Annotated in this window: 13 protein-coding genes; 8 read left to right on the forward strand and 5 right to left on the reverse strand. The window is 63.1% G+C overall.

What is annotated here, in order from left to right; all coding sequences use genetic code 11:
- Positions 1 to 19: 19 nt before the first annotated feature.
- Complete coding sequence (locus tag GEV38_RS25570) at positions 20 to 1966, reverse strand: BCCT family transporter (RefSeq protein WP_256674105.1); 1947 nt, start codon at positions 1964 to 1966, stop codon at positions 20 to 22.
- A 533-nt stretch (positions 1967 to 2499) separates the two neighbouring features.
- Between GEV38_RS25570 and betI the strand changes: the two genes are divergently transcribed.
- The 7 genes from betI (at position 2500) to trxC (ending at position 13998) form a co-directional block, all read left to right on the forward strand.
- On the forward strand, positions 2500 to 3156 hold the full coding sequence (gene betI, locus GEV38_RS25575) for a transcriptional regulator BetI (protein ID WP_003259891.1): 657 nt from the start codon (positions 2500 to 2502) through the stop codon (positions 3154 to 3156).
- Positions 3157 to 3195: 39 nt separating this feature from the next.
- Positions 3196 to 4668 carry a betaine-aldehyde dehydrogenase gene (gene betB, locus GEV38_RS25580; RefSeq protein WP_025340943.1) on the forward strand — a complete coding sequence of 491 codons (1473 nt, stop codon included), beginning with the start codon at positions 3196 to 3198 and terminating at the stop codon, positions 4666 to 4668.
- A gap of 78 nt (positions 4669 to 4746) precedes the next feature.
- Positions 4747 to 6444, forward strand: coding sequence for a choline dehydrogenase (gene betA, locus GEV38_RS25585; RefSeq protein ID WP_054572199.1), 1698 nt, complete (start codon positions 4747 to 4749; stop codon positions 6442 to 6444).
- Positions 6445 to 6708: 264 nt separating this feature from the next.
- Positions 6709 to 8451 (forward strand): potassium/proton antiporter, encoded by a 1743-nt coding sequence (locus tag GEV38_RS25590; RefSeq protein ID WP_013974590.1) that lies wholly within the window; start codon positions 6709 to 6711, stop codon positions 8449 to 8451.
- A 35-nt stretch (positions 8452 to 8486) separates the two neighbouring features.
- Positions 8487 to 11795: a mechanosensitive channel MscK gene (mscK, locus tag GEV38_RS25595; RefSeq protein ID WP_015272126.1), complete on the forward strand. Its 3309-nt coding sequence runs from the start codon at positions 8487 to 8489 to the stop codon at positions 11793 to 11795.
- Positions 11796 to 11975: 180 nt separating this feature from the next.
- Positions 11976 to 13436, forward strand: coding sequence for a protein adenylyltransferase SelO (gene selO, locus GEV38_RS25600; RefSeq protein WP_054572200.1), 1461 nt, complete (start codon positions 11976 to 11978; stop codon positions 13434 to 13436).
- A 127-nt stretch (positions 13437 to 13563) separates the two neighbouring features.
- On the forward strand, positions 13564 to 13998 hold the full coding sequence (gene trxC / locus GEV38_RS25605; RefSeq protein WP_015272128.1) for a thioredoxin TrxC: 435 nt from the start codon (positions 13564 to 13566) through the stop codon (positions 13996 to 13998).
- Here the strand turns inward: trxC and GEV38_RS25610 are convergent.
- Together GEV38_RS25610 and GEV38_RS25615 are read right to left on the reverse strand one after the other, a co-directional pair.
- The gene (locus GEV38_RS25610; RefSeq protein WP_013974594.1) at positions 13995 to 14768 is read right to left on the reverse strand and encodes a ParA family protein; all 774 of its coding nucleotides are present in this window, start codon (positions 14766 to 14768) and stop codon (positions 13995 to 13997) included. The two genes, trxC and GEV38_RS25610, sit on opposite strands and share 4 nt — an antisense overlap.
- Positions 14769 to 14965: 197 nt before the next feature.
- Positions 14966 to 15877 (reverse strand): LysR family transcriptional regulator, encoded by a 912-nt coding sequence (locus tag GEV38_RS25615; RefSeq protein WP_015272129.1) that lies wholly within the window; start codon positions 15875 to 15877, stop codon positions 14966 to 14968.
- A 165-nt stretch (positions 15878 to 16042) separates the two neighbouring features.
- On the opposite strand from GEV38_RS25615, the gene GEV38_RS25620 reads away from it, so the two are divergent.
- Positions 16043 to 17230, forward strand: coding sequence for an MFS transporter (locus GEV38_RS25620; RefSeq protein ID WP_015272130.1), 1188 nt, complete (start codon positions 16043 to 16045; stop codon positions 17228 to 17230).
- Positions 17231 to 17330: 100 nt separating this feature from the next.
- On the opposite strand, the gene GEV38_RS25625 is transcribed toward GEV38_RS25620, so the two are convergent.
- Positions 17331 to 17678 carry a YgiW/YdeI family stress tolerance OB fold protein gene (locus GEV38_RS25625; protein ID WP_054572201.1) on the reverse strand — a complete coding sequence of 116 codons (348 nt, stop codon included), beginning with the start codon at positions 17676 to 17678 and terminating at the stop codon, positions 17331 to 17333.
- A gap of 114 nt (positions 17679 to 17792) precedes the next feature.
- Complete coding sequence (gene hemE / locus GEV38_RS25630; RefSeq protein WP_015272132.1) at positions 17793 to 18857, reverse strand: uroporphyrinogen decarboxylase; 1065 nt, start codon at positions 18855 to 18857, stop codon at positions 17793 to 17795.
- Positions 18858 to 19033: the final 176 nt, after the last annotated feature.

A 19033-nucleotide genomic window follows, 5' to 3' on the forward strand; every position in this document is an offset into this window, starting at 1 on the left:
CCTCCTCACCGCTCAAGAATCAGCTGTACACACGCCCCAGCAACTGGCGGTGGCTTTCGAACTGGTCCAGCACATCACGCACGATCTGCTCCGGCGCAAAGCCCATCAGGTCGTACTCCTGGCTGCCATCGTGCAGGTATACCTCGGCGCGGTAGAAGCGCTGGCGCACCTCCGGCTCACCTTCCACCGGCGCTTCGCTCGGCGCGGCCAGGTAGCCATCCAGGCTCACTTCATAGACGAACGGGTTGCCCTCTTCCATCATCACCCGCAGGCCCATCATGTTGCGCGACTGGCCAACCCGGGTTTCCACCTCGAAGCCCAGGGTCTGCAACTGCGCGGCAGCTTCTTTCAGCGCCGGGCTGACCTGCTTGTCCATGAAGCGCTGTACAACGGCCTGGGTCGGCTGCAGCTCCAGCTGGGTCAGGCGCTCGCTGAAGCCACGACGGCCACGTGCGGCCAGCTCGGCACGCTCCTGCTCCACCGCCACGTCCTGCTTCATGGCCTTGTACAGGCCGAACATGAACAGCACCAGCACCACGGAGAACGGCAGACCCGCCAGCACCACCATGGTCTGCATGGCTTCGAAGTTACCGGCGAACAGTAGGCCGATGGTGACCAGGGTGATGACCACCGACCAGAACACCACCATCCAGTGCGGGGCGTCTTCGTCGACCTTGCCACCTTTGCACGACAGGTTGGCCATCATCACCGCGCCGGAGTCGGCCGGGGTGAGGAACAGCACGAAGCCGACGAACACCGCTACACCGATCACGATCTTGGCCGCCGGGAAGTATTCCAGCAGCTGGTAGATCGACATCGACGGCTGTTCAAGGGCGGTCTTGCCCAGTTCCACGGCGCCTTGGTTGATCACCAGGTCCAGCGCGGTGTTGCCGAAGATCGACAGCCAGGCCAGGGTGAAGCCCAGCGGGATCAGCAACACGCCGCTGACCAGCTGGCGCACGGTGCGACCCTTGGAGATACGGGCAATGAACATGCCGACGAACGGGCCCCAGGAAATCCACCAGGCCCAGTAGAACACGGTCCACAGGCCCAGCCAGCGTTCGGACTTGCCAGCTTCGCCTTCATATACGTAGAGGTCGAAGGTTTTCAGCACGATGCCGTTGAGGTAGTCACCGATGTTCTGCACGAAGCCGTTAAGCAAGTGCAGGGTTTCGCCGCCCAGCAGGACGAAGATCAGCAAGCCGCTGAACAGCACGATGTTGAGGTTGGACAGGCGGCGAATGCCGTTTTCCACACCCGAGACCGCCGCCACGGTGGCGACGCCGGCCATGACCAGGATCACCACCAGCAGGTTGGTCTTGCTGTGATCCATGCCGAACAGGTATTCCAGCCCGGAGGCCACCTGCATCGAGCCGATGCCCAGGTTGGTCACCAGGCCCAGCAGGGTTACGAACATGCCGAAGATGTCCACGGCATTGCCCGCAGCACCCTTGACCCAACGCTCACCGACCAGCGGGTACAGCGCCGAGCGCAGGGCCAGTGGCTGATTGTGGCGGTAGGCGAAGTAACCCACGGCCAAGCCGACCAGGGCGTAGATCGCCCAGCCGTGCAAACCCCAGTGCAGGAAGGTCAGCTGCAGGCCCTGACGCGTTGCGTCGAGGCTGGCAGAAGTGCCTTCCGGTGGGTTGAAGTAGTGGTCCAGCGGCTCGGAGGCGCCGAAGTACAACAGCGAAATGCCGATACCGGAGGAGAACAGCATGCCGGCCCAGGCGCCATAGCTGAAGTCGGGCTGGTCATCCTTGCCGCCAAGCTTGAGCTTGCCGTAGTCGGAGAAGGCCAGGTAGATGACGAACAGCAGGTAACCGCCGATCACCAGCATGTAATACCAGCCGAAGGTGCGCGTCAGCCATTTCTGGGCCACGCCCAGCACTTGGCCGGCGGTTTCGGGTACAGCGATAAGCAAGGCAGTCAAAACGAGAATCATCAGCGCGGAGGTGAAGAACACCACGCGGTTGACCCGTACCCTCTCGGCCGGAGGGTTGGTAAGTGAGGCAGAACTCATTGCACGAATGCTCCGGGCAGTGCGGCTGTGGAGGCTAATCAGTCTTTCCCGAGCAATTGGTGGAATATCCCCACTGCATCAGGTGTTATAAAAGCACCCTTGGAAACCGTGATCCCGAATCGATACGTTGCAAAAAACAGACAGGTGGCCTGCTGCAAATGCCACGCCTCAGCTGAGGTGCGCGCATTGGTCACAGATCACCCCGCCCGCTCCAAGGGCCCGCCGCAGGGTCCATGACCGCACGGCAGAATCTGCATTTCGCATCGCTCATGCCCGTCAACGCCTTGTATTCAGGGGGTTACGCGATTTCCTGGGGTGTCAATCCGTGCCTTCTCGACCGCCTTAAAAACTGTCAATGGCACAAATTGTCGCAGAGCTTATTCTTTATTGATTGAACGTTCAATCAAAACAAAATAGACTGGCCTTCGCCGAGTCAGCCGCCCGTCGTCTGCTCGCAGGCCTGAGGAGAACGCAAGATGCCCAAGGTCGGTATGCAACCCATCCGCCGCCAGCAGTTGATCGAAGCCACGTTGCAGGCGGTCGATCAGGTCGGACTGGGTGACGCCAGCATTGCGCTGATTGCCCGTTTGGCCGGTGTGTCGAACGGCATCATCAGTCACTACTTTCGGGACAAGAACGGCCTGATAGCAGCGACGATGGGTTACATCATGAACATGCTCAACGAAGGTGTTAGAGCACGTCGCCAGGCCCTGACGGACGACAGCCCGCGCGCCCACCTGAAAGTGATCATCGAGGGCAACTTCGATGCCAGCCAGGTAAACGGCCCGGCGATGAAAACCTGGTTGGCCTTCTGGGCTTCCAGCATGCACCAGCCCGATTTGCACAGGTTGCAGCGGATCAACGACCACCGCTTGTATTCCAACCTGTGCTGCCAGTTCCGCCGCGCGCTGCCGCTCTACCATGCGCGCAAGGCAGCCCGCGGCCTGGCAGCTTTGATCGACGGCTTGTGGCTGCGTGGCGCCCTGTCGGGTGATGCATTCGACACCGACCAGGCGATACGGATTGCTTACGAATACATGGATCTACAACTGGCTAAACAGCACACCCTGGGTACAAACGACCAGGCCGCTGAACAACCGCGCACGGCCCTTGCCAACCCAGCAGGAGCGTGACGCGCAAGCCAAACCACACACTGCACTTGCGAGGACACTATGGCCCGTTTCGGAACGCAAAAACTCTACATTGATGGCGCTTACGTCGACGCTGGCAGCGATGCCACCTTCGAAGCCATCAACCCGGCTACCGGCGAAGTCCTCGCCCACGTGCAACGTGCCACCGAGGCTGACGTCGAGAAGGCCGTCGAAAGCGCCGAGCGAGGCCAGAAGGTCTGGGCCGCGATGACCGCCATGCAGCGTTCGCGCATCCTGCGCCGCGCCGTCGAGATCCTGCGCGAGCGCAACGACGAGCTGGCCATGCTGGAAACTCTGGACACCGGCAAGTCGTACTCGGAAACCCGCTACGTCGACATCGTCACCGGCGCCGACGTGCTGGAGTATTACGCTGGCCTGGTTCCGGCCATCGAAGGCGAGCAGATCCCGCTGCGTGAATCGTCCTTCGTCTACACCCGCCGCGAGCCGCTGGGCGTGACCGCCGGTATCGGTGCCTGGAACTACCCGATCCAGATCGCCCTGTGGAAATCCGCCCCGGCCCTGGCCGCCGGCAACGCGATGATCTTCAAGCCGTCGGAAGTCACCTCGCTGACCACCCTGAAGCTGGCCGAGATCTACACCGAAGCCGGCTTGCCGAACGGCGTGTTCAACGTCCTGACCGGCAGCGGCCGTGAAGTCGGCACCTGGCTGACCGAACACCCACGCATCGAAAAAGTCTCCTTCACCGGCGGCACCACCACCGGCAAGAAGGTTATGGCCAGCGCCTCGAGCTCGTCGCTCAAGGAAGTCACCATGGAGCTGGGCGGCAAGTCGCCACTGATCATCTGCGCCGACGCCGACCTGGACAAGGCCGCCGACATCGCCATGATGGCCAACTTCTACAGCTCGGGCCAGGTTTGCACCAACGGCACCCGCGTGTTCATCCCGGCTGAAATGAAAGCTGCCTTCGAGGCCAAGATCGTCGAGCGCGTTGCCCGCATCCGCGCTGGCAACCCGGAAGACGAAAACACCAACTTCGGCCCGCTGGTCAGCTTCCAGCACATGGAAAGCGTGCTTGGCTACATCGCCAAGGGCAAGGAAGAAGGTGCCCGCGTGCTGTGCGGTGGCGAGCGTTTGACCGCCGGTGATTTCGCCAAGGGTGCATTCGTGGCCCCGACCGTGTTCACCGACTGCACCGACGACATGACCATCGTCAAGGAAGAGATCTTCGGCCCGGTGATGAGCATCCTCACCTACGAAACCGAAGAAGAAGTCATCCGTCGCGCCAACGACACCGAGTACGGCCTGGCCGCCGGTGTCTGCACCAACGACATCACCCGCGCTCACCGCATCATCCACAAGCTGGAAGCCGGTATCTGCTGGATCAACGCCTGGGGCGAATCGCCGGCCGAAATGCCGGTCGGTGGCTACAAGCAGTCGGGCGTCGGCCGTGAGAACGGCGTCAGCTCGCTGGCTCAATACACCCGCATCAAGTCGGTCCAGGTCGAGCTGGGCGGCTACAACTCGGTCTTCTAAGGCCCTGTCCAGCCACGCCCGTGCCTCAGCGCACGGGCGTTCCTGCTCCCTGAACACCGCCAACACGAGGGTACTTTCATGTCCCAAGAATTCGATTACATCATCGTCGGTGCCGGTTCGGCCGGTAACACCCTGGCGACCCGCCTGACCGAAGACGCAGGCGTCACCGTATTGCTGCTGGAAGCCGGTGGCCCCGACTACCGCTTCGACTTCCGCACCCAGATGCCAGCAGCCCTGGCCTTCCCGCTGCAGGGCCGCCGCTACAACTGGGCCTACGAGACCGATCCGGAGCCGTACATGGACGGCCGCCGCATGGAATGTGGTCGCGGCAAGGGCCTGGGTGGCTCGTCGCTGATCAACGGCATGTGCTACATCCGCGGTAATGCCCTGGACTTCGATGGCTGGGCAGAACTGCCAGGCCTGGAAGACTGGACCTATCTGGACTGCCTGCCGTACTTCCGCAAGGCCGAAACCCGCGACATCGGCCCGAACGACTACCACGGTGGCGAAGGCCCGGTCAGCGTGACCACGCCGAAAGCCGGCAACAACCCGCTGTTCCACGCCATGGTCGAAGCCGGCGTGCAGGCCGGTTACCCGCGCACCGAAGACCTGAATGGCTACCAGCAGGAAGGCTTCGGCCCGATGGACCGTACGGTGACCAAGAACGGCCGCCGCTCCAGCACCGCCCGCGGCTATCTGGACCAGGCCAAGAAGCGCCCGAACCTGACCATCGTCACCCACGCCCTGACTGACCGCGTGCTGTTCGACGGCAAGCGCGCCATCGGCGTGACCTACCTGGTCGGTGACAGCGAAGAGCGCGTTGAAGCCCGTGCCCGCAAGGAAGTCATCGTCAGCTCCGGCGCCATCGCTTCGCCGCAGCTGCTGCAGCGCTCCGGCGTTGGCCCGCGCGCCCTGCTGGAAAGCCTCGACATCCCGGTGGTGCATGATCTGCCAGGCGTTGGCGAAAACCTGCAGGACCACCTGGAGCTGTACCTGCAGTACGCCTGCACCCAACCGGTGTCGCTGTACCCGTCGTTGCTGTGGTGGAACCAGCCGGCCATCGGTGCGGAGTGGATGTTCAACGGCACCGGCATCGGCGCCAGCAACCAGTTCGAGGCCGGTGGTTTCATTCGTACCCGCCCTGAATTCAAGTGGCCGAACATCCAGTACCACTTCCTGCCGGTGGCCATCAACTACAACGGCTCCAACGGCGTGAAGGAACACGGCTTCCAGGCACACATGGGTTCCATGCGCTCGCCTGCCCGCGGCCGCATCCAGGCCAAGTCGAAGGACCCGCGCCAACACCCGAGCATTCTGTTCAACTACATGTCCACCGATCAGGACTGGCAGGAATTCCGTGACGGCATCCGCCTGACCCGTGAAATCATGGCCCAGCCGGCACTGGACCCGTACCGTGGCCGTGAGATCAGCCCCGGCGCGCACGTGCAGACCGATGAAGAGCTGGACAAGTTCATCCGTGAGCACGCCGAAACCGCCTTCCACCCGTCCTGCTCGTGCAAGATGGGCACCGACGACATGGCGGTGGTCGACGGCGAAGGCCGCGTGCATGGCATGAAGGGCCTGCGTGTGGTCGATGCGTCGATCATGCCGCTGATCATCACCGGTAACCTCAACGCCACCACGATCATGATCGCCGAGAAAATCTCGGACAAGATCCGTGGCCGCAAGCCGCTGCCGCGCAGCACTGCCAAGTACTACGTGGCGGGCGATGCACCGGTGAAGGGCAAGCCGATGCGTGAAATCAAGCAGGCGTAAACTGCACCGGCCCTTTCGCGGGCATGCCCGCTCCCACAGGACTCTCACAGAACTTGAGATTTGTGATTCACCTGTGGGAGCGGGCGCGCCCGCGAAGAGGCCCACCCAGGCAACACCCGAAAAGGCACCCACCGCGGTGCCTTTTTTTCATCTGCAGAAACGCTTTACAGCCTGCCAATTCATCAGGTTAGAATCATTTGGCACGCGACCTGCTAGCGTCATGCTATCAAGTCCCCTCCCCCGCGGTCCCCGGAGTACCTGCCTTTGGATGCAAGCACCATCAACAGCCTGTTCCTGATCGGCGCATTGCTGGTGGGCGCAAGTATCCTGGTCAGTTCGCTGTCGTCGCGCCTGGGCATCCCTATCCTGGTCATCATCCTTGCGGTCGGCATGATCGCCGGCGTCGATGGTGGCGGCATCATCTTCAACAACTATCCGACCGCCTACCTGGTGGGCAACCTGGCTCTGGCCGTGATCCTGCTCGACGGTGGCCTGCGCACACGGGTGGCGAGCTTCCGCGTGGCGCTGTGGCCGGCGCTGTCGCTGGCCACCATCGGCGTAATGATCACCACCGCCCTCACGGGCCTGGTCGCCGCCTGGCTGTTCGACCTGAGCCTGATCCAGGGCCTGCTCATCGGCGCCATCGTCGGTTCCACCGACGCTGCGGCGGTGTTCTCGCTGCTCGGCGGCAAAGGCCTGAACGAGCGGGTCACGGCCACCCTGGAGATCGAGTCGGGTAGCAACGACCCGATGGCAGTTTTCCTCACCGTCACCCTGATCGACATGATCGCCAGCGGCCAGACCGGCCTGCACTGGAGCCTGCTCACCCACCTGCTGCGCGAATTCGGCATCGGCGGGCTGGTGGGCCTGGGCGGCGGCTGGCTGATGCTGCAACTGGTCAACCGCATCAAGCTGGCTGGCGGCCTGTACCCAATCCTGGTGATCGCTGGCGGCCTGGTGGTGTTCTCGCTGACCAACGCCCTGCATGGCAGCGGATTCCTTGCCGTGTACCTGTGCGGCCTGGTGCTGGGCAACAAGCCCATCCGCAGCCGCCACGGCATCCTGCACATGCTCGACGGCATGGCGTGGCTGGCGCAGATCGGCATGTTCCTGGTGCTGGGGCTGCTGGTCACGCCCCATGACCTGCTGCCCATCGCCCTGCCGGCGCTGGGCCTGGCGCTGTGGATGATCCTGGTAGCGCGCCCGCTGTCGGTGGTCGCCAGCCTGTTGCCGTTCAAGGCCTTCCACGGCCGTGAAAAGGCCTTCATTTCCTGGGTCGGCCTGCGCGGTGCGGTACCGATCATCCTCGCGGTGTTCCCGCTGATGGCCGGCCTGCCGGACGCCCAGCTGTTCTTCAACCTGGCCTTCTTCATCGTGCTGGTGTCGCTGCTGGTGCAAGGCACCAGCCTGCCGTGGATGGCCAAGCTGCTGAAAGTGACGGTACCGCCAGACCCGGCGCCGATCTCCCGTTCGGCGCTGGAAGTGCACATCACCAGCGAGTGGGAAATGTTCGTCTACCGCCTGGGTGCCGAAAAATGGTGCATCGGCGCCGCCCTGCGCGAGCTGAAGATGCCCGAAGGCACGCGAATCGCCGCGCTGTTCCGGGGCGAGCAACTGCTGCACCCGTCCGGCAGTACGGTACTGGAAGTAGGCGACATGCTCTGTGTGATCGGCCACGAGCACAACCTGCCGGCCCTGGGCAAGCTGTTCAGCCAGGCGCCACAACGTGGCCTCGACCTGCGTTTCTTCGGCGACTTCGTGCTCGAAGGCGATGCCGAACTGGGTGCGGTGGCAGCGTTGTACGGTCTGAAACTCGACGGCCTGGACGCGAAAATGCCACTGGCCCAGTTCATCCGACAGAAGGTCGGAGGCGCTCCAGTAGTAGGTGACCAGGTCGAATGGCATGGCACGATCTGGACCGTGGCCACCATGGACGGGAACAAGATTCAGAAAGTAGGCGTCAGATTCCCCGAAGGAACGCGACCCGGACCAGGATTGTTCCTCTAAACTTCGTTTCTGCCGGATCCACAAGTAGTCTGCCTATGTCCCTGCGCGTGTACCTCCGCACAGCCCTGTTCGGGCTGTGCCTGTCTCTCTCTTTTGCAGCCACGGCAGCAGAAGCCCCGACCACCGCCAGCATCCAGAACAGCCTCGACAAGATCGCCGAGCGCAAACTGCCCGAGGCCGAGCAGAAAGCCCTGCAGCAGGTGCTGGAGCAAACCCTCAGCCTGCTCGCCAGCAAGGAAGACAATGAGAAGAAACTCGCCGCGCTGAAGCAGGAGCTGACCGGCGCGCCGAAAGAAACCAGCGACAGCCAGCGCGAACTGGCCAGGCTCAAGGAAACCAAGCCACAGCCGGTAGCCCAGCGTTATGCCGCCCTTTCCGTGCCGCAACTGGAGCAGATGCTCAGCGAGCGCAGCACCCTGCAGGGCGAGCTGCAGAAGGCGTTGTCCGAAGCCAACAGCCTGATCATCAACTCGCAGACCCGCCCGGAACGCGCCCAGGCCGAAATCAGCAACAGCCAGGCGCGCACCCAGCAGATCAACAGCATCCTCAAGACCGGCAAGGACGCCGGCAAACCGATCAACACCGACCAGCGCAACCAGTTGAATGCCGAACTGGCCTCGCTCAACGCGCTGACCCTGCTGCGCCGCCAGGAGCTGGCCGGCAACAGCCTACTGCAAGATCTGGGCAACGCCCGCCACGACCTGCTGATCGAACGGGCCGCGCGCCTGGAGCAGGAAATTCAGGACCTGCAGACCCTGATCAACGACAAGCGCCTGGCCCAGTCCCAGGAAGCGGTCACCCAGCAATCGATCGAGGCCCAGAAAGCCGGCGGCAGCAGCCTGCTGGCCACCGAAAGTGCGGTCAACCTCAAGCTTTCCGACTACCTGCTGAAAAGTACCGACCGCCTCAACGAACTGACCCAGCAGAACCTGCGCACCAAGCAGCAACTGGACAGCCTGACCCAAGCCGACCAGGCGCTGGACGAGCAGATCAACGTGCTCAAGGGCAGCCTGCTGCTGTCGAAGATCCTCTACAAGCAGAAGCAGACCCTGCCGCACCTGAAGGTCGATCGCGACCTGGCCGACCAGATCGCTGACACCCGCCTGTACCAGTTCGAGGTCAACCAGCAACGCGAGCAGATGAGCAGCCCGGTCACCTACGTCGACAAGCTGCTGGCTGCCCAACCACAGGAAGATGTGACACCACAGCTGCGCAAGGCCCTGCTGGAAGTGGCGATTACCCGCAGCGACCTGCTGGAGCGGCTGAACCGCGAGTTGTCGGCACTGCTCAACGAATCGATCACCCTGCAGCTCAACCAGAAGCAGCTGCTGGGCACCGCCCAGAGCCTGCGCACCACCCTCGACGAGCAAATGTTCTGGATCCCCAGCAACAAGCCGCTGGACTGGGACTGGCTGCGCTATGTGCCGGAACGCCTGGCCGACCAGGTGGCCAACTTGCCGTGGGGCTCGGGCCTGAAGGAGCTGGGCGACGGCCTGAGCCAGCGCCCGTTGCTGTTCCTGCCGCTGCTGCTGGTGATCGGCGCCCTGCTGTGGCGGCGCAAATACCTGTACCAACGGCTGGGCAAGGTGCACCAGGACATCGGCCACTTCCGCCGTGACAGCCAGTGGCACACGCCCCAGGCGATCCTCATCAACATCCTGCTGGCAATGCCCGTCAGCCTGGGCCTGGCCCTGTGCAGCTACGCCCTGCAGATCGACGCCCGCGGGCAGAACGCCAACCTTGGTGCAGCCCTCTGGCAACTGGCCCAGGCCTGGCTGGTGTTCTACACCGCCTACCGCATCCTCGCCCCGGGCGGAGTGGCGGAAATCCACTTCCGCTGGCACAAGCCGCAGGTCGAGTTCCTGCGCGGCTGGGTGCGCCGCCTGGGCACCGTGGTGCTGGCACTGGTCGGTGTGGTGGCGGTGGCCGAGCATCAGCCTTCGGCGCTGGCCGATGATGTGTTGGGTATCGGCGTGGTACTGACCTGCTACGCACTGATGGCCTGGCTGCTCAGCCGCCTGCTGCTCAGCAGCCCGGCGCACCGCGATACCTCGCTGTTCCGCAAGGCCGTGGGTGTGGCCTTCACCGCCCTGCCCATCGCCCTGTTCGTGGCCGTGTGCTTCGGCTACTACTACACCGCGCTGAAACTTACCGACCGGCTGATCTATACCTTGTACCTGCTGCTGTTCTGGCTGGTGATCGAAGCCGCGTTCGTACGTGGCCTGTCGGTGGCGGCACGGCGCCTGGCCTACCAGCGCGCGCTGAGCAAGCGGGCGGCGGCCAAGGAAGGGCTGGATGGCGAAGTCATCACCGAAGAACCAGCGCTGGACATCGAACAGGTCAACCAGCAGTCACTGCGCCTGATCCGCCTGGCCCTGCTTGGCGGCTTCATCGCGGGCCTGTACTGGGTGTGGTCGGACCTGATCTCGGTGTTCGCCTACCTCAACAACTTCGTCCTCTACGAATACACCAGCGGCACCGGCGCCGCCGCCAGCATGGTGCCGATCAGCCTCGGCGACCTGCTGGGCGCACTGGTAATCGTCGGCATCACCTTTGCCCTGGCCGGCAACTTGCCGGGCCTGCTGGAAGTGCTGGTGCTGTCACGCCTGAACCTGGCCCAGGGCAGTGCCTACGCCACCACCACGCTGTTGTCGTACACCATCGTCGGTATCGGTATCGTCAGCACCCTGTCGACCCTGGGTGTCAGCTGGGACAAGCTGCAATGGCTGGTGGCCGCGCTGTCGGTGGGCCTGGGCTTCGGTATGCAGGAGATCTTCGCCAACTTCATCTCCGGCATCATGATCCTGTTCGAGCGCCCGGTACGGATTGGCGACACCATCACCATCGGCAACCTGTCGGGCACGGTGAGCAAGATCCGCATCCGCGCCACCACCATCACCGACTTCGACCGCAAGGACATCATCGTCCCCAACAAGACCTTCATCACCGGCCAGCTGATCAACTGGTCGCTGACCGACACGGTCACCCGGGTAACGCTGAAGCTGGGCATCGACTATGGCTCCGACCTGGACCTGGTGCGCGACCTGCTGCTCAAGGGTGCTCACGAAAACCCACGCGTGCTCAAGGACCCGGAGCCGATCGTGTACTTCCTCAACTTCGGCGAGAGCTCACTGGACCACGAGCTGCGCATGCACGTACGCGACCTGGGCGACCGCAACCCGACGCTGGACGAGATCAACCGCTACATCAACCGCGAGTTCAAGGCGCACAACATCAAGATCTCGGTGCGCCAGGTCGAGGTGTTTCTGATGGATCCGAAGGGCGGCAAACAGCAGCTGATTCCGGTGGAGCAGCCGAAACCGGATGGCACTCACCCTGTGTGAGTGGACTCCATAGAGCATGAACGCCCAGAATGCCTGCGAGGGCTTCGCCCTCGATCGCCGGCAAGCCAGCTCCCACAGTGACCGTGCCGCACCCAAGCCCTGCACATCCCCTGTGGGAGCTGGCTTGCCGGCGATGGGCCGCAAAGCGGCCCCCTAGGTACCGACTTCCAGGAGCAGCCCGTGAAAGCCCTCGACCAACTCACCTTCGACAATCGCTTCGCCCGCCTGGGCGACGCGTTCTCCACCCAGGTCCTGCCCGAACCCATCGCAGACCCACGCCTGGTGGTAGCGAGCGAGTCGGCCATGGCGCTGCTCGACCTCGACCCAGCCCAGGCAGAGCTGCCGGTTTTCGCCGAGCTGTTCAGCGGCCACAAGCTATGGGAAGAGGCCGACCCGCGGGCGATGGTCTATTCCGGCCATCAGTTCGGCTCCTACAACCCACGCCTGGGTGATGGCCGCGGCCTGCTGCTGGCCGAAGTGCTGAATGACCAGGGCGAGCACTGGGACCTGCACCTCAAGGGCGCCGGCCAGACGCCCTACTCGCGCATGGGCGACGGCCGCGCCGTGCTGCGTTCCTCGATCCGCGAGTTCCTCGCCTCCGAGGCTCTGCACGCCCTGGGCATTCCCAGCAGCCGGGCACTGTGCGTGATCGGCTCGAGCACCCCGGTTTGGCGCGAAACCCGCGAAAGTGCGGCCATGCTCACCCGCCTGGCGCAAAGCCATGTGCGCTTCGGGCATTTCGAATACTTCTACTACACCAGGCAACCAGAACAGCAGCGGGTGCTGATCGACCATGTGCTGGAGCAGCACTATCCGGAATGCCGCGACGCCGAACAGCCCTACCTGGCCATGTTCCGCACCATCGTCGAGCGCAATGCCGAGCTGATCGCCCGTTGGCAGGCCTATGGTTTCTGCCACGGGGTGATGAACACCGACAACATGTCGATCCTCGGCATCACCTTCGACTTCGGCCCGTACGCCTTCCTCGACGACTTCGACGCCAACTTCATCTGCAACCACTCCGACGACCGTGGCCGCTACAGCTACGCCAACCAGGTACCGATCGCTCACTGGAACCTCAGTGCGCTGGCCCAGGCGCTGACCACGGTGATCGAAGTCGAACCGCTCAAGGAGGCGCTGGGCCTGTTCCTGCCGCTGTACCAGGCACACTACCTGGACCTGATGCGCCGCCGCCTGGGCCTGACCACCGCTGAAGAAGACGACATGGCGTTGGTCGAGCGCCTGCTGCAGCGCATGCAGAGCGGTGGTGTGGACTACAGCCTGTTCTTCCGCAAGTTGGGCGATCAGCCCGTGGCCGAGGCGCTGAAGATGGTGCGTGACGATTTCATCGACCTGGCCGGTTTCGATGCCTGGGGGGCGGACTACCTGGCCCGCTGCGAGCGCGAAGCGGATAATGCCGAAGGGCGGCGTGAGCGCATGCATGCGGTGAACCCGCTGTATGTGCTGCGCAACTACCTGGCACAGAAAGCCATCGAAGCGGCCGAAGCGGGGGATTACAGTGAAGTGCGACGGCTGCATCAGGTGTTGAGCAAACCGTTCGAGGAGCAGGCCGGGATGCAGGGCTATGCCGAACGCCCGCCGGAATGGGGCAAGCACCTGGAAATCAGCTGCTCATCATGAATCCTGGGACCGCTGCGCGGCCCATCGCGACACAAGGCCGCTCCTACAAGGGTACGCGGACTCCTGTAGGAGCGGCCTTGTGTCGCGATGGGCTGCAAAGCAGCCCCAAAAACCTCAAGGAAACGACATGTCCGAACCACTGGTAATCCCCTGCCCCCACTGCAACGGCCTCAACCGCCTGCCCGCCGAGCGCCTGGGCGACGCGCCGAAATGCGGCCGCTGCAAACAGGACGTGCTGCTGAGCACTCCCTTCGAACTCACCGAAGCCAGCTACGCCAACCAGATCAAAGGCGACCTGCCACTGCTGGTCGACATCTGGGCCGACTGGTGCGGCCCGTGTAAATCCTTCGCCCCCACCTTCGAACAGGCCGCCCGCCAACTGGCCGGCCGCTGCCGCCTGGCCAAGCTCGACAGCGAAGCCAACCGCAACCTGGCCGGGCAACTGGGCATCCGCTCTATCCCCAGCCTGCTGCTGTTCAAGAATGGCCGTGAAGTCAGCCGTCAGGCCGGGGCGTTTCCACTCCAGTCGTTGCTGGAGTGGTTGCGTAGCCAGGGGGTTTAAGCGTTCTCTTCTAGTAGCGAATGCAACTCGACAAACTGCTGGGTCAGCTTGTGCCTGGGCTCCAGGTGAATCAGCGGAAGGCTGGCATGGTGCGACTCACGCATCTTCACCGAGCTGCCCAGGTACACCGGTAGCACCGGGAGCCCTTCGGCCAGCAGCTCGTCGAGCATCTGCTGTGGCAGGCTGGCACGGGACTGGAACTGGTTGACCACGATGCCTTCGACCACCAGGTCTTCGTTGTGGTCGTCCTTGAGCTCTTCGATCTCAGCCAGCAGGCCATACAGTGCCTGGCGCGAGAAGCTGTCGCAGTCGAAAGGAATCAGCACGCGATCGGCGGCGATCAGTGCGGAAACCGCATAGAAGTTCAGCGCTGGCGGTGTATCGATGTAAATGCGCTCGTAGTCCTCGTCCAGTTCGTCGAGCAACTTACGCAGCTTGTTGATCTTGTGCTTCGCCTCAAGCTTCGGCTGCAGATCGGCCAGCTCGGCCGTGGCGGTGACCACGTGCAAGTTGTCGAACGGGGTTTCGTAGATATCGACCTGGTTCTTCTTGCTGAACGGCCCGCTGGACAGGCTTTGCTTGAAGAAGTCGGCGATGCCCATGGGGATATCGTCGCCGGTCAGGCCAGTCAGGTACTGGGTCGAGTTGGCCTGGGCATCCAGGTCGATCAGCAGGGTCCGATAACCTTCGCTGGCGCTCACAGCCGCCAGGTTGCAAGCGATGCTCGACTTGCCCACACCACCTTTCTGATTGAACACCACGCGCCGCATGATTGACCTCCGTGTATCAACGAATGCCCGAGTATGTGGCGCCGCTGCGGCAATGACCAGTGCCATTTGCCCGGAACAACAGCCTTGTGCTGCCTGCCCTGGCCCTATCGCCGGCAAGCCGGCTCCCACACCGACCGCATAAGCCTCAAGCCATGTGCGTCCCTTGTGGGAGCTGGCTTGCCGGCGATGGGGCCCGATCAGGCAACTACACTGCCCCCGCCAACCACCTGCCCCGTGAGCAACTCGGCAAATGCCCGTGCCATCGCCGACCCACCATGCTCGCGCTGCACCAGCCACACCGCCGACATCGCCCCTTCATCCAGCAGCGTGCGATAAACCACCCCCTCGATGCGCATACGCTGGAACGACGCCGGCAGCACCGATACCCCAAGCCCTGCCGATACCAGCCCGATGATGGTCATCGCCTCCCCCGCCTCCTGGGCAAAATGCGGGCTGAAACCCGCCTGGCGCGCCAGGCTCAGCAACTGTGCGTGCAACCCGCTGCCATAGCTGCGCGGGAAGAACACGAACGGCTCATGGGCCAGCGCGGCCATGTGCAGGCCATGTTCCGTGCCTTCGGCCAATGGATGCGAGGCATTGATCACTGCCACCAGCGGCTCGCGAAACAACTCGGTGGCCACCAGCCCTTCCGGCAGCGGCATCGGCCGCATCAGCCCGACCTCGATGGACTCGTCGAACACCCCTTCTGCGACGTCGCGACTGCTCATTTCCTTGAGGTTCAGGTGTACCGCCGGGAAACGCTTGCGGAAGGCGTGGATGGCCTTGGGTATCTTCGAAGTAAACGGTGCCGAGGAGGTAAAGCCGATCTTCATCTCCCCCAGCTCCCCCAACTGCGCACGCCGGGCGACATCGGCGGCCTTTTCCACCTGCGCCAGCACCTGGCGGGCTTCCTCGAGGAACAACCGCCCCGCCTCGCTCAGCTCGACCCGACGGTTGGTACGCTCGAACAGCCGGGCCCCCAGCTCCTGCTCCAGCGCCTGGATCTGCTGACTCAAGGGTGGCTGCGAAATGCCCAGCTGCTGGGCAGCGCGGCCAAAATGCAGCTCTTCGGCCACGGCGATGAAGTAACGCAGATGGCGCAGTTCCATGATCAGCTCCAAACAGGTCGTATAACGTCTCAAATAGGTCGAACAATATATTGGATCTAATCATTAGCCAGCTATATGCTTTTTTCATTGCGCCAGAGGTACCCGCCCGTGAAAACTGCTGTAGCTCCCCTTCCCGCCGAGCCAGAACCTGCCCCGCTGAACGAAATGTGGATCGAAAAAGGCACCCCCGCCTTCATGAAGACCGTGCTGGCGCTATTCAGCGGCGGCTTCGCCACCTTCGCCCTGCTGTACTGCGTGCAGCCGATGATGCCGTTGCTGTCGAAGGAATTTGCCATCAATGCGGCGCAGAGCAGCCTGGTGCTGTCGGTCTCCACAGCCATGCTGGCGTTCGGCCTGCTGATCACCGGCCCTATCTCCGACCGCATCGGGCGCAAGCCGGTGATGGTGTTTGCCCTGGCCTGCGCCGCCCTTTCCACCCTGGCCAGCGCGGCGATGCCGAGCTGGGAGCTGGTACTGGCCACCCGCGCTCTGGTCGGCCTGTCGCTGAGCGGCCTCGCGGCGGTGGCGATGACCTACCTGAGCGAAGAGATCCACCCGCAGCACATCGGCCTGGCCATGGGCCTGTACATCGGCGGCAACGCCATTGGCGGCATGAGCGGGCGCCTGATCACCGGCGTGCTGATCGACTTCGTCAGCTGGCACACGGCGATGCTGACCATCGGCGGCCTGGCCCTGGTGGCGGCGCTGGTGTTCTGGAAGGTGCTGCCCGAATCGCGCAATTTCCGCCCGCAGTCGATGAACCCACGCAGCCTGCTGGATGGGTTCGTCATGCACTTCAGGGATGCCGGCCTGCCCTGGTTGTTCCTCGAAGCCTTCCTGCTGATGGGAGCCTTCGTCACCCTGTTCAACTACATCGGCTACCGCCTGCTGGCCGAGCCGTATCACATGAACCAGGCGCTGGTCGGCTTGCTGTCGGTGGTTTACCTGTCGGGCATCTACAGCTCGGCGCAGGTCGGTGCACTGGCGGATAAACTGGGCCGGCGCAAAGTGTTCTGGGCCAGTATCGTGGTGATGGCGGGCGGCTTGCTGATGACCCTGGCCAGCCCGCTGGTGATGGTGATCGTCGGTATGCTGGTGTTCACCTTCGGCTTTTTTGGCGCGCACTCGGTGGCCAGCAGCTGGATCGGCCGCAGGGCTTTGAAGGCCAAGGGACAGGCGTCGTCGTTGTACCTGTTCAGCTATTACGCCGGGTCGAGCGTGGCCGGTACGGCGGGCGGGGTGTTCTGGCACCAGTGGGGCTGGAATGGCATCGGGCTGTTCATTGGCAGCCTGCTGGCGGTGGCGTTGCTGGTGGCGCTGCACCTGAGCAAGTTGCCACCGAAATCGGGCTGAACCCCATCACGACAAAAGGCCGCTACTACAGCGGAACGCGATTCCCTGTAGGAGCGGCCTTGTGTCGCGATGGGCTGCAAAGCAGCCCCAAAATCTCGGATCAGTTGATGATCTCGACCATATCCACATCCACTTCCCGGCTCATCAGGTGCTTCTCCACCTCACCGGTCAGCTTGACCTTGGTCTTGTCGTTGAACGGCGTCGGCGGCAGGTCTTCATCATCGATTTCCACGGTGATGGTGCCGGTGTTGTCCTTGAACTCGTACTTGTCGTCGTTGTTGATCTTCTTGGTCACGAAGCCTTGCAGCAGCACTGGGGTGTCGTCGGCAGCATCATTGGCCGCAGCTACGGTGGTGACCGACTGGGCGCCGGGGCCGGTGTAGCCGGCAGCCAGGGCGGCAGTGCTGAACAAGGGGGCAAGAATCATCGCAAGGTAACGTGCTTTCATGAGGATCAGGTCCTGTTTCGGTTTCGATGGGACCAGATTAACGACGATCACTGAATTAAAACTTAATGAACAAAAAGCCCGACACATGGCCGGGCTTCGTGTTCAGCGATCGACTCACTGATGGTATTGCGCCGACAGCTCATGCACGGCGTTGATGAACACGCCAGCGTGCTCCGGGTCGACTTCCGGTGTGATGCCGTGGCCCAGGTTGAACACATGGCCCGTGCCGTGGCCATAGCTGGCCAGGATACGCGCCACTTCCTTGCGGATGGCCTCGGGCTTGGCGTACAGCACGGTCGGGTCCATGTTGCCCTGCAGCGCCACCTTGTCACCCACGCGGCGGCGAGCATCGCCGATCTCGCAGGTCCAGTCCAGGCCCAGCGCGTCGGCACCGGCTTCGGCGATGCTTTCCAGCCACAGGCCGCCGTTCTTGGTGAACAGGATCACCGGCACCTTGCGCCCCTCGTGCTCGCGGATCAGGCCGCTGACGATCTTGCGCATGTAGGCCAGGGAGAACTCCTGGTAGGCCGCCGCCGACAGGTTGCCGCCCCAGGTGTCGAAAATCTGCACGGCCTGGGCACCAGCGAGGATCTGGCCGTTGAGGTAGCTGGTGACCGACTGGGCCAGCTTTTCCAGCAGCAGGTGCAGGGCCTGCGGGTTGTCGTAGGCCATGGCCTTGGTCTTGCGGAAGTCCTTCGACGAACCGCCTTCGACCATGTAGGTGGCCAGGGTCCACGGGCTGCCGGAGAAGCCGATAAGCGGCACGCGGCCGTTGAGCTCGCGGCGGATGGTGCTGACCGCGTCCATCACGTAGCCGAGGTCTTTCTGCGGGTCGGGGATTGGCAGCGCTTCGATGTCGGCCGGGGTGCTGATGACCTTCTTGAAGCGCGGGCCTTCGCCGCTTTCGAAGTACAGGCCCAGGCCCATGGCATCGGGGATGGTGAGGATGTCCGAGAACAGGATCGCCGCGTCCAGCGGGTAGCGGTCCAGCGGCTGCAGGGTGACCTCGCAGGCGAACTGCGGGTTCATGCACAGGCTCATGAAGTCACCGGCCTTGGCGCGGCTGGCGCGGTACTCCGGCAGGTAGCGGCCGGCCTGGCGCATCATCCACACCGGGGTGACGTCTACGGGTTGCTTGAGCAGTGCACGCAGGAAACGATCGTTCTTCAGGGCAGTCATGTCGGCATCCGGAAAAATAGTGCGGGCATTTTCTCAGACGCCAGCGCAAAAGGCACGGTCAAGGCCATGCGTTTTGTCTATTGGATGCCATGGATCAAGGATTTTTGTATACAAAAATGCCTTTGGGGCTGCTTGCAGCCCGTCGCGACACAAGGCCGCTCCTACAGGAAGTACGC

The sequence above is a fragment of the Pseudomonas sp. 13159349 genome, assembly GCF_013305685.1.
GTDB lineage: Bacteria > Pseudomonadota > Gammaproteobacteria > Pseudomonadales > Pseudomonadaceae > Aquipseudomonas > Aquipseudomonas asiatica.